12 protein-coding genes are annotated in these 13,552 nt (G+C 42.2%); 7 read left to right on the forward strand and 5 right to left on the reverse strand.

What is annotated here, in order from left to right; genetic code table 11:
• Window positions 1-265: 265 nt before the first annotated feature.
• Window positions 266-1,237: an IS110 family transposase gene (locus CAL7507_RS27885; protein WP_015127871.1), complete on the reverse strand. Its 972-nt coding sequence runs from the start codon at window positions 1,235-1,237 to the stop codon at window positions 266-268.
• Between the two features lie 885 nt (window positions 1,238-2,122).
• Between CAL7507_RS27885 and CAL7507_RS27895 the strand changes: the two genes are divergently transcribed.
• Complete coding sequence (locus tag CAL7507_RS27895; RefSeq protein WP_015131838.1) at window positions 2,123-2,734, forward strand: NIL domain-containing protein; 612 nt, start codon at window positions 2,123-2,125, stop codon at window positions 2,732-2,734.
• Between the two features lie 23 nt (window positions 2,735-2,757).
• Here CAL7507_RS27895 and CAL7507_RS27900 read toward each other — a convergent pair whose 3' ends face one another.
• Window positions 2,758-2,991 (reverse strand): hypothetical protein, encoded by a 234-nt coding sequence (locus CAL7507_RS27900; RefSeq protein WP_042341642.1) that lies wholly within the window; start codon window positions 2,989-2,991, stop codon window positions 2,758-2,760.
• Between the two features lie 121 nt (window positions 2,992-3,112).
• Between CAL7507_RS27900 and CAL7507_RS27905 the strand changes: the two genes are divergently transcribed.
• Complete coding sequence (locus CAL7507_RS27905) at window positions 3,113-3,535, forward strand: GNAT family acetyltransferase (RefSeq protein ID WP_015131839.1); 423 nt, start codon at window positions 3,113-3,115, stop codon at window positions 3,533-3,535.
• A gap of 6 nt (window positions 3,536-3,541) precedes the next feature.
• Here CAL7507_RS27905 and CAL7507_RS27910 read toward each other — a convergent pair whose 3' ends face one another.
• Together CAL7507_RS27910 and CAL7507_RS27915 are read right to left on the reverse strand one after the other, a co-directional pair.
• The gene (locus CAL7507_RS27910; protein ID WP_015131840.1) at window positions 3,542-4,687 is read right to left on the reverse strand and encodes an ABC transporter permease; all 1,146 of its coding nucleotides are present in this window, start codon (window positions 4,685-4,687) and stop codon (window positions 3,542-3,544) included.
• Between the two features lie 80 nt (window positions 4,688-4,767).
• Window positions 4,768-5,643: an Npun_R2479 family HD domain-containing metalloprotein gene (locus tag CAL7507_RS27915; protein ID WP_015131841.1), complete on the reverse strand. Its 876-nt coding sequence runs from the start codon at window positions 5,641-5,643 to the stop codon at window positions 4,768-4,770.
• An 896-nt stretch (window positions 5,644-6,539) separates the two neighbouring features.
• Here CAL7507_RS27915 and aroA point away from each other — a divergent pair.
• The 5 genes from aroA (at window position 6,540) to CAL7507_RS27940 (ending at window position 11,664) form a co-directional block, all read left to right on the forward strand.
• Entirely contained in the window at window positions 6,540-7,820 is a 1,281-nt protein-coding gene (aroA, locus tag CAL7507_RS27920) for a 3-phosphoshikimate 1-carboxyvinyltransferase (RefSeq protein ID WP_015131842.1), read from the forward strand.
• A 96-nt stretch (window positions 7,821-7,916) separates the two neighbouring features.
• Window positions 7,917-8,363, forward strand: coding sequence for a DUF3598 family protein (locus tag CAL7507_RS27925; protein WP_015131843.1), 447 nt, complete (start codon window positions 7,917-7,919; stop codon window positions 8,361-8,363).
• A 656-nt stretch (window positions 8,364-9,019) separates the two neighbouring features.
• Window positions 9,020-10,408 carry a histidine--tRNA ligase gene (gene hisS / locus CAL7507_RS27930; protein WP_015131844.1) on the forward strand — a complete coding sequence of 463 codons (1,389 nt, stop codon included), beginning with the start codon at window positions 9,020-9,022 and terminating at the stop codon, window positions 10,406-10,408.
• Window positions 10,408-11,001 carry a DUF1802 family protein gene (locus tag CAL7507_RS27935; RefSeq protein ID WP_015131845.1) on the forward strand — a complete coding sequence of 198 codons (594 nt, stop codon included), beginning with the start codon at window positions 10,408-10,410 and terminating at the stop codon, window positions 10,999-11,001. Before hisS ends, CAL7507_RS27935 begins: the two co-directional genes overlap by 1 nt.
• Before the next feature lie 402 nt (window positions 11,002-11,403).
• Entirely contained in the window at window positions 11,404-11,664 is a 261-nt protein-coding gene (locus CAL7507_RS27940) for a hypothetical protein (RefSeq protein WP_015131846.1), read from the forward strand.
• Window positions 11,665-11,759: 95 nt separating this feature from the next.
• On the opposite strand, the gene CAL7507_RS27945 is transcribed toward CAL7507_RS27940, so the two are convergent.
• A complete protein-coding gene (locus CAL7507_RS27945; RefSeq protein ID WP_015131847.1) occupies window positions 11,760-13,352 on the reverse strand; it encodes an iron uptake porin in 1,593 nt (530 codons plus the stop codon).
• Between the last annotated feature and the right edge of the window lie 200 nt (window positions 13,353-13,552).

Genomic DNA, 13,552 nt, shown 5'->3' on the forward strand with positions numbered 1-13,552 from the left:
CATTTAGATGTTTGAACATTTAAATTTTTGTTTTTTATTTAAATGTTTAAACATCTAAATAAAAAACGTGTATGAAAATTCATAGCACAAATATTAATTATGCTAAATATAATCAGTAAGCCGAGTGTACTATACAAAATCAATACTAAGTACTAAGCGGTAACTGTGTAAAGTAACACCTCATTTGCTAGAAATACCTTAGAGCGCAGTTTTCAGATCAGTGAGGTATAGTTTTAAATCGCAAAGTAGATACTGTCTTGATTCGTCAAGAGGCATGAGCGAGATAATCAGGGTCAAAAGGCTTTTGGGATTTTAAAACCCCAAAAGCCAAATGCAGGAGTTTACGCATCACAGCAGCAAGAACTTGCATTTTGACCTTGCCACGATCTAGCAAACGCTGTGCAAATAATTTCAACAGCGGATTATGGCGCATAGCAGCAACAGCAGGCATATAAAGTGCCTTTCGGAGTCGGGCATTGCCAACTCCAGATAAGCGAGACTTACCCTGCACCGAAGAGCCACTAGAACGTTCTTGGGGAGTTAAGCCAGCATGAGCAGCTAACTGGCGAGCATTGCGGTATTGTTCAAGACAACCGATTTCGGTTAACAGCACAGCCGCAGTCTGCTCACCAATACCAGGGATTGAGGTTAAAAGGTCGCGCTTGGCCTTCAAATCAGGATGGCGCTCAAAGTGGTCGTGAATCAGTTGTTTCACCTGGACAATCAGCTGTTTTAACTGCTCTAAATGAGACTCAATTAAAGCGGCAACAGTGGGTGTGGCAGTTTCTAACCGATTCTGCTCCTGTTGGTACATGTCCGTGAGCGATTCTAAACGACGAAGGAGCGCTTGAAGCTCTTTCACCTCAACTGGTAAAGGAGTCCAAAGTTCTGGGGCAATCGCCAGACAAAAACGCGCAATCACTGCGGCATCTACTTTGTCCGTCTTAGTACGAAGTAGTTCGCTCTTGGCAAATCCTTTAATGCGGGATGGATTGACCACACTGACTTTGTGACCATTCTCCACTAAAAACTCTGCCAATGCTTCGCCATAGGTGCTTGTCGCTTCCATGCAGCCATGAACTTGAGTCGCTCCTTGTTTGATGAGCCAGTTTTGTAGGTTAACAAAACCTTCTGGATTGTTTTTAAAGACTTTGGATTTTGTGGTTTGGTTCTCCAGTATCAAAGTCACATGAAAATCTTTTTTACTGATATCGATACCGAGAACTATTTTTGACATGAGACATTTCCTCCACAGTTAATTTCTACAATAGAAGAACTGATGAATTGCATCTACTATCCTTGTGAATGCAGACTTTCCCAATATTTGGGGTCTAAGATACTGTCCAGTCTCTACAATTCAATTCGATTTCACCGATACAGGTTGCCAATCTACGTTACAGACTTTTGTATGGTCTCAGGGGCGGGGCAGCTTGACCTGGTATTACCAGTCCTCCAAAAAGAATTGTGTCGTTAAACTAGTACAGACAACATTTAAGTTTTTTGAACTGCATTCTCAAGTCAAGTCTTTGCTCTACATCACAGTGAAAGCTATTTACTCGGTTCCTTGGGATCTTCTATTTAAGATACAAGGGGCGGGGTTTCCCCCATACGTGTCAACTTAAGCCCTGGCGAATAGAATTCGCGGCTATACAAACAAAGTCCGCCTCCGCGGACTAACGGAAAATTGGGGGTTTTCAACCTGCGGAGGCAGGTTTTGTTTGTGTAGATGAGGCAGATGCTAACAGCGGGTTTCCCGACTTGTACGCTCTTAGCGTTCCCGCAGGGTAGCAACTGGCGTGCGGTTTCTAACCGTCGATTTCACGTTAAGTTGACACCAATGGGTTTCCCCGCCCTCCATTGGATGCAATACAAGCGAGAACCACCACATACAGATAAAGGCTTTAAAAACTTTGTTCGGAAAAAACTGATCTCTCAAGAGCAAATTCGAGTTATGATAGTCTACCGTCGTAAATCTATGAATTTAAAGTAATTTCTATCCCTACAACTGTCGGGGTTATATTCTTTCGCCAAGGTTTCGCAGGTGGTTTAGGGATTTATCAAGGGAATCTTTTGCTGATCTTCAGACAATAGTGAACTTCTGATAATTTAAGGAATTGGGGTGATGGTTCTATCGACAACAGTTAATTCCACAGTCGGTCATATCTGCATTTGTATTCCTCAGTACTACCATCCTCAACCTATTATTTCACAATTAATCTCGCGTTATAAGTTAACAGTGAACATCGCGGCGGCTGTTTTTGCAGCTGACACTGGAGAAGATGGTTGGTTTAATCTAGAAATTCAAGGTAGTTCTTTGCAGGTAGAAGCAGCACTTGCTTATCTCCAAACAATGAATGTAGAAATTGAGCAACTCAACCTCAAAAGCCTGGAAGGGGAAGTTATCGAACCACCAAAGTTGTTGTGTGTGAATAGTGATTGTAGTGACTGTGTGAAGTCAATTCATCAGCCGCCAGACAATAAACAAGAAGTTGAGTTACATAGAACAACCAATCGAGCTAAATTTCAAATCTGCATTCCGCAGAATTACCGCTATTCTCCAGTAATTGCTGGATTGGTTTCCTGCTATGGTTTAACGGTAAATATTGCTGGGGCTTTCTTGGATATAAATACCAAAAATGACGGTTGGTTTGATTTAGAAATTTCCGGCAGGCCACAACAGATTATCTTTGGATTGAGATATTTAAAAAAACTTGGCTTGCAAATTTGGTTGTAAGAGGTTGTTTGAAAAGGGTCTTTCTATGTCATGTTAAATGTAGCGTAGTGGAATGTAGGCGTAGCCTTCGCGTTAGCGTCTCCAAACATCTCAGTATGTGTCCAAAACCAATAGATTCTAGCCTGCGACAACGCTTGCTTCCCCGTACGCTCCACACTCAAACCGTGATAACTGTTCACTGTCCACTGATTTAACAAGATTGATAGTATGCGATCGCCGTCATCGCTCAACTGTTCATCAATTGCGTTTGATTTCACGGCTTGACAATTGAAGTCACATCCGCGATTCTAAAAATAATGGTCATTTTGTAAAAGTGTAATTTTTTTAACTACTAAAATTTTGACATTTAAAAGCACCAGGCCATAATCAGTTAAAGGCATGGAAGTTACAGAAATTAATATTCGACCTTATCAGCCAAATGACGAACACCAGGTGATTGAATTGTGGCATCGCTGCAATTTAGTAGTCTCGTGGAATGACCCGAAACATGACATTAAGTTGAAGTTACAAGTGCAGCCGCATTTGTTTCTCGTAGCAGCCAGAGGTCAACTGATTGTTGCTTCCGTAATGGCTGGCTATGAAGGACATCGTGGTTGGATCAACTATTTAGCCGTCTCGCCGGATTATCAACGTCAAGGTATTGGCAGACTGATGATGGCCACAGCCGAAGCCGAATTAAAAAAGCTTGGCTGTCCCAAGGTAAATCTCCAAGTACGAGCAACCAACCAATCTGTCATCGCTTTTTATGAGAAGATAGGATTTGCTGACGATCATGTAATTGGCATGGGTAAGCGCTTGTAGAGCAGCCTAACGTCTTAAACTCCGGGGATCGAGAGCATCTCTCAAACCATCTCCAAGTAGATTGAAAGCCAACACCGTAAGGATAATCAGGACTGCTGGCGGCCAAATTAGCCAAGGTTGCAAAACTATAATAGAGGCATTACTTGCCAGAGAGAGCATATTACCCCAAGAAGGGTCTGGTTGTTGGATACCCAAACCGATCAGACTCAACACGGCTTCAGCGCTAATAAAACTGGGAATGGCTAGGGTCGCAGAGATTACTATATAAGTAGCGGTTTGTGGCAAAACGTGACGGAGGATAATATAAAGTGGATTACCTCCCATAGCTCTTGCAGCTTGGACAAATTCTCGCTCTTTGATTGATAGTACTTGTCCCCGAACCACCCGTGCTAAACCAGCCCAACTAATTACCGAAGTAATCACCACAATCAGCAAAAAACGCTGGGTACTACTCAAACCAGCTGGCAATACTGCACCCAAAGTCACCAAAAGATAAATGCTGGGGAAAGTCATGAGTACTTCCGCTACACGCATGATCACGCTATCAGTTAAACCACCAAAATAGCCAGAAATGCCACCTATTAATAGACCAAGGGGATAGGTAATAATAATCCCAAAAATGCCTATGAACATGCTGATACGTCCCCCATGTACCAGACGACTGAATTGGTCACGACCTTGATCGTCAGTACCCAAAATATTTAGTTTCCCCTCCCCAGTTGTGCCAAACAAATGCCAATCTAGGGGGATACCGGGTAAGATTGTGACCTCATCCCACGTGGGTGGTAGTGGTAAACTCAACTCGAAGAGTCGGTACTTTGGGCCAGAGACAAACAGACGTAGGGGTGAAGGCTTTTTAAAGTCTACTATAAGTTGGCGATCGCCTGTTTCTAAACTCGTGTCTCCCTGAGTCGTCGGATAAACATGAGGCCCGATAAATTGTCCTGATGGAGTCTTCCAGTAAACTTGAGTTGGCGGCAATAGAGAACTATTAGGTGGCAAATCGCAGCGACGATTACGCAAGTCATCAGAGTCACAAGGGCGATAAGGAGCAACAAAATCAGCAGCAATTACCACAAAATAGAAAATTAACAGCAATATTGCCCCAAATCGCGCCACTGGATTCTTTTGAATTTTTTGCCACCATTCCATAATTACTTGTTCCTAATGATTTGTCATTTGTCCTTAGTCATCGACAAATGACAAATGACTAATAACTAATGACTACTATACTAAGCATGTAGTTTTTCAGCAAAAAATCGCTGTTCTTCTTGCTGTCTTTCGTGTTCCACAACAAACACATTTGAGTATAGATTAGCCTGAATTTGTTTTCCTTGCTGTGTCAACGACAGATAATGCAGTCCCTCTTTGACGTAAGGATAGACACCATTCCAGTAAAACTTGGCATAGTTCTTGCGTAAATCGGCCGGAGTTTGATAACCCAAAACTTTATTCATACCAGTTTCCTCAAACTCATAGAATAAAGAAGTAATTTTCTTTAAGTAACGCGGGTCACTTAATTGACCAATTAAATCAGCAGCACGTACTAAACCTGCAAAGCTATTCGTATCTTGATGGTCTTCAGCCGCAGGCACAGGAAACCGAGTTAACTCGATATTACTCTTAATCACTTCCGCATCGATCAACTTGTGACCACCAAAACGCTCATCAATGAAAAGTTTTGCCCTATCAACATGATAAGGCGTAAGACTGGCATCAGAGGCACCTGGAGCCAGAAAAATCATTCTGCCATTTTTACCTGTAGCGTAGGAACCTTCGGCTTCGATATCTTGACGGCAAACTCCTTTAACATAGCCAATATCATGACAAACCAAGGAGATAATAAAGTGTAACCAGTCTTCGCTGGAAACCCCACCTTCCCGGATATGTTTTCCCCGTAAAATTTCCTGTCCTACAAGGGTGACTAGTACAGAATGTTCCACATTGTGAAATAGGGCATCGCTATTGGCAATATTTTCTAAAGCCATACTCCCAGCCCAAGCAATGATATCTTGATAATCTGTTTTTAGACAGCCATAAGTGCGACTATAGCCTTCTCTGATTTGCTTGACAAAAGCATCAATTAAAAGTTCTGTGGCATTGAACATATTGGTTACTCAGGTAGATAAAAATTATCGATTGGTTATTTTCAAAAGTACTAGACATGTGGTGAAAATTAATTCTGCATTGTCCAAAACCCTTGTAGAGAAGCGAAATTGGACTGGGCTTCTCTACGAGACGCTATCGCGAACGCCCCGCTACGAAGACAGCGTCTCTACATTCTTTTTCACCAGATGTCTACTGGATCAATTACTCACGATGCAAACTTCTCCTTTATAGCCGAGTTATAAATGTTGGCGCTAGCTGTCTTGATGGTGTTGTCACAGGATAGGCTATCTTTTAAATCAGTGAACGGTTATCACGGAGATTGGAGCAAGATCCCACAGTGTAACCCACCAGAGGGACTAGCGGCTTACAGCAGTTCTTGTGCCTGTTGCCTTTTTTTGATAACTGATGAAATGCACCCTAGTCTGATCAGTTTTTCACATTTATCGCCTAAGTGGCGGTGATCTGGATACAAAAGGCTTGTGATACAAATATTAATCTTTTCAAGTCTGTTACTGGATGTTGTACATTCAATCTTTGACAAAAAGTGGCTACGTATATATGCGGCGAAGGATGGACTGATGATTGTAATACTGACGGTAAAATCTGCGGCGGAAAATTTTTAATTAGCAACTAATGGTATAATTTTATATAGATGTAATTCAGTGGAGTTGCTTATTCTTGGCGATCGCAATTGCTTAAGGAAGTCAAAGGATCTGAACACCACGAACCTCTCAAAAATTTTGGGACAGAACACTAGAGACACGGGATAAAACCAACTCTTGACTTTTGACTGAGAAAGAGTTTTTCATTTCTTCTTTGTGCAAGGTCGAGCAACCAACATTCACTATGTGAGAACATATTAACTTGTAGCTGACCACCCGTATAGAGGTTAAACGTGGATACCCTTGCTATCCCTACTCCCAATCGCCCAGTGGATGCCACGGTAGAGATTCCTGGTTCTAAAAGTCTTACCAATCGGGCGTTGCTTGTTGCTGCATTGGCACAAGGCGACTCGATTTTAGAAAATGCTCTATTTAGTGACGATAGTGAGTATTTTGCCAAATGCTTAGAAGATTTGGGTATTCCCATCGCGCTGAATTCTCAACTGGCGCAAGTCCAGGTGTCAGGAAAAGGCGGCGAAATTCCTAATAAGCAGGCAGATTTATTTGTAGGTTTAGCGGGAACAGCAGCACGCTTTATCTCAGCACTGGTAGCACTGGGTAATGGAGAATATCGCCTCGATGGTGTACCACGGATGCGGGAACGCCCGATGGGCGACTTGTTGAATGTGCTGCAAGCTGGGGGAGTAAATATTAACTTTGAGGGCAACCCTGGTTTTATGCCCTACACTATCTACGGACAGGGATTTGCTGGTGGACATGTGCGCTTACCAGCTAACCAAACTAGTCAGCAACTTTCGGCGTTATTGATGATTGCGCCTTATGCTCAACAGGACACAATCATTGAGGTTGAGGGAACAATGGTTTCCCAATCTTACGTTAAAATGACATGTCGCCTCATGGCAGATTTTGGCGTAGAGGTGACGCAAACTAACGAGAATTTATTTGAGATTAAAGCAGGACAGCGTTACCAAGCTAGACAATACACCATCGAACCCGATGCATCCAACGCCTCTTACTTTTTCGCCGCCGCCGCTATCACGGGTGGAAGAGTGCGGGTTCAGCATTTGACCAAACAATCCTCTCAGGGTGATATTCTGTGGCTAAATGTTTTAGAACAGATGGGTTGTCAGATTTATGAAGGTGATGATTACACTGAAGTCAGGGGGCCAGAACAATTGCAGGGTATCGACATTGATATGAATGATATGTCAGATTTGGTGCAAACATTGGGAGCGATCGCACCTTTTGCCACCTCACCTGTTACCATCCGGAATGTAGAACATATTCGCTACAAAGAAACCGAACGCATTCGGGCTGTTGTCACCGAATTGCAGCGTCTGGGTGTCAAAGTAGAAGAATTTGCCGATGGGCTAAGAATTGAACCAAGTGCAATTACCCCTACAGCAATTGAAACCTATCACGACCACCGCATGGCTATGGCATTTGCCGTCACCGGCTTAAAAGCACCTGGAATCGTCATTAAAGACCCCGGTTGTACAGCTAAAACTTTTCCAGACTACTTTACCAGATTCTTCCAAATGTTAGAAAATTAGGTAATAGGCAATAGGAATTTTCCCAATCCCCAGACACTGAGCGTAGTCGAAGTGCAGTCCCCAGTCCCCAGTCCCTAGTTTATTAGGAATTGTGTAATGTCTAATATCCAAACAGAAATGCCCGTACTTGCCCGCCATGAAGGAAATTGGGTCGGTACATATACACTGGTTGATATTGCCGGAAATATCCTCGATAAACATGAATCTCACTTAACATGCCAGTTTCCAGAAAATAGTCCTTTTTCTTATTACCAAATCAATCGCTACAAATGGTCTGATGGTAGGCAGGAGGAGCATCGATTTCCCGGAGAATATTGTGATCAAGCACTCTGGTTTGATACCGAACGTCTTAAAGGTAAAGCCTGGGAAATTGATGATTCAACCGTTATTTTGTGGTTTTCTTATAAAACCGTGCCGGAAATGCATTTATATGAAATGATTCAAATTAGTCCTGATAATAACCATCGTGCCCGCACTTGGCATTGGTTTAGAAACCATCAAATATATCAACGTACTTTAATTCAAGAAGAACGGCTAAAATAGTTACTGCAAAATTGATCAATAATAATTACTCAAATGAATGTTATATCTGTAGTAGCATATCAAGGCTAAAATGTTGCATTAATTCCATCCAATGAAACACCCATAAAAGACAATCTCATTCAGTTGCTCTCGTAGGGAACATCCTTAATCTTTTCGACAAGCCGATAATCTTACTAGTACAGTGCGGCGGAAATAAGCAGACCATTCTCAATCGCTAAAAAGCTTACTCCATATTACTTTTGACTTTTGACTTTTGACTTTTGACTTTTGACTTTTGACTTTTGACTTCCGCCTTGCGATACTAGTGCCCCTACGATGTGTTTTTGGTTAACGCACAAATTTAGCCTAGACAGTCTAGTAGTGGCGCGTCAAGCCTAAAATGTTGCAATAAAATTGTAGGTTGGGGAGCCACTGCGTTGCGCGGGTTTCCCGCGTTGTAGCAGGTGGCGTTGGAGGCTTTGCGTAACCCAGCGCCCGGATCAATGTTGGGTTGCGCTCCGCTTCACCCAACCTACGTCTAATGCACTATTTTAGCCTTGCCATGCCAGTAGGGTGAGTTAACAAAGTGTAACGCACCATAATTTCGATTATTGAAATTAGGCAAGATAGTTCATCCCGATTTACAATCTCCAAACAAAAATTACCAGAGTAAAAATATGGCAAAAGGTGACAAGATTAATTTTTCTACTCCCAGTGGCTTCCCGGAATTTTTGCCTAGTGAAAAGCGCCTAGAATTATATTTGCTAGATACCATTCGTAGGGTTTTTGAAAGCTATGGCTTTACACCTATCGAAACACCTGCAGTTGAACGGCTAGAAGTTCTGCAAGCGAAAGGAAATCAAGGCGACAATATTATTTATGGTATCGACCCAATCCTACCACCAAATCGACAAGCAGAGAGAGATAAAGCAGGTGAAACTGGTTCGGAGGCTAGAGCTTTAAAATTTGACCAAACAGTTCCTTTAGCAGCATACATTGCTCGTCACTTAAATGAATTAACTTTTCCCTTTGCTCGTTATCAAATGGATGTTGTTTTTCGGGGAGAAAGGGCAAAAGATGGACGTTTTAGACAGTTTCGTCAATGTGATATTGATGTAGTTGCTCGTAGTCAACTCAGCTTGCTTTATGATGCTCAGATGCCTGCAATTATCACAGAAATTTTTACGGCAGTTAATATTGGTGATTTCCTGATTCGCATCAATAATCGCAAAGTTCTTACAGGTTTTTTTAAATCAGTAGGAATTGGCGAAGACAATATTAAATCTTGTATTGGTATTGTTGATGCCCTAGAAAAAATAGGAGAAAGTAAGGTAAAACAACAGTTAGAACAAGAGGGGATTTTAGCAGAGCAAGCACAAAAAATTATTGATTTTATTAAAATCGATGGTAGCATTGATGAAGTATTAGATAAGCTTAAGCACCTTGCTGAAAATCTCCCAGAAGTAGAACAGTTTGCTCTAGGAATTAGTGAATTAGAAACAGTAATTACCGGTGTGCGTAATCTCGGAGTTGCTGAAAATCGTTTCTGTATTGATTTATCAATTGCTCGTGGTCTTGATTATTATACTGGTACAGTTTACGAAACAACCTTGTTAGGGCATGAAGCTTTAGGTAGTATTTGTTCTGGTGGCAGATATGAAGAATTAGTTGGGACATTTTTAGGTGAGAAAATGCCTGGTGTGGGCATTTCAATAGGCTTAACTCGCTTAATCAGTCGGTTGCTAAAAGCTGGAATTATCAATACTTTGGCGGCTACACCTGCACAGGTGATGGTGGTAAATTTGCAAGATGATTTGATGCCAATTTATTTAAAAGTGTCTCAAAATCTGCGTCAAGCGGGAATTAATGTTGTAACTAACTTTGACAAGAGAGGTTTGGGTAAACAGTTCCAGCTAGCCGATAAACAGGGAGTGCAATTATGTGTGATTATTGGTTCAGAAGAAGCAGCAGCGCAAAAATCCTCACTTAAAGATTTGAAAACGGGTGAGCAAGTAGAAGTGGCTTTAGATGATTTAGCCGCAGAAGTTAAACGTAGGCTTACTTAATGGAATTGACTACGACTTTTCATGCACTCAAAGAATGGGCTGTTGCTGTAAATGCCTTGGAAAACGGTAACACTATTATGTTGCTCCGCAAAGGCGGTATCCATGAACATAATGGACGTTTTCAAGTTGCCCATGAGCAAGTTTTGCTCTACCCCACTTATGAACATCAACAAGATTTTTTGCTCAAAGCTGAGTATGCTAATCTCGTATGTCCAGTGACTTCAGGATGGCATCCAGAAACAGTTCGTATCGCTAGTTGGGCAGAAATTACTGATATTTTGCTTTGTAGTGATGAGTCAATTGTTAACGCTTTGCTTCCCTACCATATCTGGAACGAGCATTTTATTGGCGATCGCCTCAAGTGGAAACCCCGTCAGTCACTGTATATCCTCCTTCTGCGAGCTTACAAACTCCCCCAAGTACAGGAAATCCCCTATTCTACTGAATACGGTGGCTGCAAGTCATGGATTAATTTACATCAGATCATTAACCTACAAGCTTCAGCACCAGTTCTATCTGACTCTCGCTACACTCAGCTAGTCACGGAAATTCGTCAGATTGTGGGTGACACATTACATTCGCGATCGCTGTGAAATTATCCCCTAATTTTAAATTGTGCATTTTACAGCATCGCCAAAGCCTGTAATTTCTAGGATCTAAGCTTTTGTAGCGATAAAAACAAATTGTCCGATCCCGAAGCTATACAAAAATAGTAGTTATTGCTACATACAACTGCTAAAACCGCAAGTACTATTGAAAAATCTTAACGTTGAGTGAAACAAAAGGATAAGTGCTGGCGATCGCTCTTATTCTTTTTATCCTCCAAACAACATCTGGTGAAGTTCCGCCTTCTGAGTAGTTTTATGACTAACAGGAGTATTCAATTTGCAGTCAAATTGAAATATTAGGCGAGAAAATTACACCACAGGGGTGAGGCAGATATTGACAAAATACTGCCATTATGCAAAATAAGGCTAAACGCAAAGGAGTTTACCATGCATCGACAAATGTGCTGGTTATCTGGTCTTGGTGGCGATGGGGAGAAAATTTTGCATTTGCAAATCGCACCCAATCAACCTTGGCGTCCCTACACAGCTTTTCCACAATTCAAAGTGCCAGATTATCAAATCCCAGGTGGTTCTAGAGGTTGGGCTACTTATCAAAAATTACACAAAGCTGGCTGGACATTAGTACCGAGCGCACGAGCTAATGAGTTTAGCAGCAACTACTCGGAATCGATAGTTCAAAATCAATAGGAAATAGGCAATAGTTATGAAAGTTAACTCTTGCCTATTTTTCCACTCTTATTCCCAAGCGATCGCATACATTTCATAACGGCTACTTAGCAAGTTCAAAAATCGAAAGTTGTACGCATCACTCCTACATACTGAGTATCATTGTTGCTATTGTTTTCCGGGTTAAGAATCACCCAAAAACCAGGAGTCATCGATATATTGTCATTAAGTCGCCAGCGATAAAAAGCTTCAATGTGGTAGGAGTTAACCCCCTCTGCACGGACATCACTGTTAGAGACACGTGGCGGCAAACCAAAGAGAATTCCTGGTAAGTTGCCCTTACCCCCAACATCCGGAAACGACATAGCGATCGCCCCAAACCAGGCATTAGCATTGTCGCCATTGTTCACGAACAGCGAATCAGTACCACCCGTGCCATTAGAAATATCACTCAAACCAGAGTTCTTGGCAGTTGCCCAAATATACCCACCCCAAGCGTTGATCTGGAAATTTGGCGAAAAGCGATAGTATCCCTGTACACCAACGATGCTGTTGGCAGTAGCAATGCTGTTACCAAAGGGAGCATTGGATAAAGCACTACCCCTGCCGGCGGTAATATCAACAGTACCAGCAGGATTATATCCATGAGAGTAGGCGACACCAATTGCTCCTTGCTTGCCGTAATACACTAAATGGGCAAGAGCATTGTAACCGCCATCAAATAAGCCATTTTTGGGTGTGGGATTATTGGGACTGTTAGCTAAATAGCCGAGAGTTAAAACTAAGTTTTCGTCAATCTTCCAGTTAGCAGCAGCACCGCCGCCACCCCGCTCAAACAGAAGACTATTCTTACCAAATAGTGAGGGGATACCGTTACCATCATCAGCGATCGTGGCAGGAGTCACGTTGTCTGTAATGTCGTTGTAGCCAATACCTGTAGGGCCAACGACAAAAGAAAGAGAATCACTAACTGGGAAATAGTAACGAATATGGGGGATCAAAAGCGTATTGTTGCTGTCATTATCGAAATTCAGGCGCGTCATCCCTGTGCCTGTTAATGCGGCAATTTGGCTAGAGCCATTGGAGTTAGTAAAGTTGCCAAATTCTAGTCGGACTCGGAATGCATCTTTGCCTGTGAAACTACTCTCCAAATTGAGCCGCCCGCGAGTTGCAAAGAAGACGTTGGTTTCATCCCTTGTACCCCCTACTTTATTACCAAAGGTGTCGCTAACGGCGGTAATAATTTGAGCATTCAGCTTGGTAGTAGTCGAAAACTGCTGCTGTTCTAGTGTTGCTGTCCGTGCCTCTAAGCTATCCACCCGCCCGCGCAGAGTTGCCAGTTCTGCAGCAAAGTCTGTTTGTAACTTTTGCAGCACTGCCAAGTCTTCTTTATTTACTAGATTGCTAGTACTGGTGGCAATCAACTCATTAATCCGATCCAAGCAAGCATTCACACCTGCGGCAAACTCATAACGGCTTAAGGCACGGTTGCCGCGATATGTGGAGTCGGGATAACCTGCAATACAACCGTAGCGTTCAACTAATGATTGCAATGCCTGGAATGCCCAATCGGTTGGTTGGACATCAGAGAACTGGGAAACTGATGTGACTTGTTCTTGTAAAGTACCAAAATTATCTAAAGGTGCTGCCCAGACTGCGGGAGATGTCAACAATAAGAGCGAAAAACTGGATAAGAGATTTTTCAGCATCGGGTTTAACTAAATATGGTTAAAAATCTGCATTAAAAATTGGAAATCTCTCGCTATATCTATGCTGGAGAGATTTCAGATGTGATTTATTCACGCAGAGACGCAGAGAAGGAGAGTTAAAAAATCTGGCGTTTGAAATTTTATGTATTAAAATCTAAAACTCCTTATTCTCTCTGCGCCTCTGCGCCTCTGCGTGAGAT

Source organism: Calothrix sp. PCC 7507 (assembly GCF_000316575.1).
Classification (GTDB): domain Bacteria; phylum Cyanobacteriota; class Cyanobacteriia; order Cyanobacteriales; family Nostocaceae; genus Fortiea.

Excerpts from the sequence above, each read along its gene's own strand:
- CAL7507_RS27885 (WP_015127871.1), bottom strand. The coding sequence starts at position 1,237 with ATGTCAAAAATAGTTCTCGGTATCGATATCAGTAAAAAAGATTTTCAT.
- CAL7507_RS27895 (WP_015131838.1), top strand. The coding sequence starts at position 2,123 with ATGGTTCTATCGACAACAGTTAATTCCACAGTCGGTCATATCTGCATT.
- CAL7507_RS27905 (WP_015131839.1), top strand. The coding sequence starts at position 3,113 with ATGGAAGTTACAGAAATTAATATTCGACCTTATCAGCCAAATGACGAA.
- CAL7507_RS27910 (WP_015131840.1), bottom strand. The coding sequence starts at position 4,687 with ATGGAATGGTGGCAAAAAATTCAAAAGAATCCAGTGGCGCGATTTGGG.
- CAL7507_RS27915 (WP_015131841.1), bottom strand. The coding sequence starts at position 5,643 with ATGTTCAATGCCACAGAACTTTTAATTGATGCTTTTGTCAAGCAAATC.
- CAL7507_RS27925 (WP_015131843.1), top strand. The coding sequence starts at position 7,917 with ATGTCTAATATCCAAACAGAAATGCCCGTACTTGCCCGCCATGAAGGA.
- hisS (WP_015131844.1), top strand. The coding sequence starts at position 9,020 with ATGGCAAAAGGTGACAAGATTAATTTTTCTACTCCCAGTGGCTTCCCG.
- CAL7507_RS27935 (WP_015131845.1), top strand. The coding sequence starts at position 10,408 with ATGGAATTGACTACGACTTTTCATGCACTCAAAGAATGGGCTGTTGCT.
- CAL7507_RS27940 (WP_015131846.1), top strand. The coding sequence starts at position 11,404 with ATGCATCGACAAATGTGCTGGTTATCTGGTCTTGGTGGCGATGGGGAG.
- CAL7507_RS27945 (WP_015131847.1), bottom strand. The coding sequence starts at position 13,352 with ATGCTGAAAAATCTCTTATCCAGTTTTTCGCTCTTATTGTTGACATCT.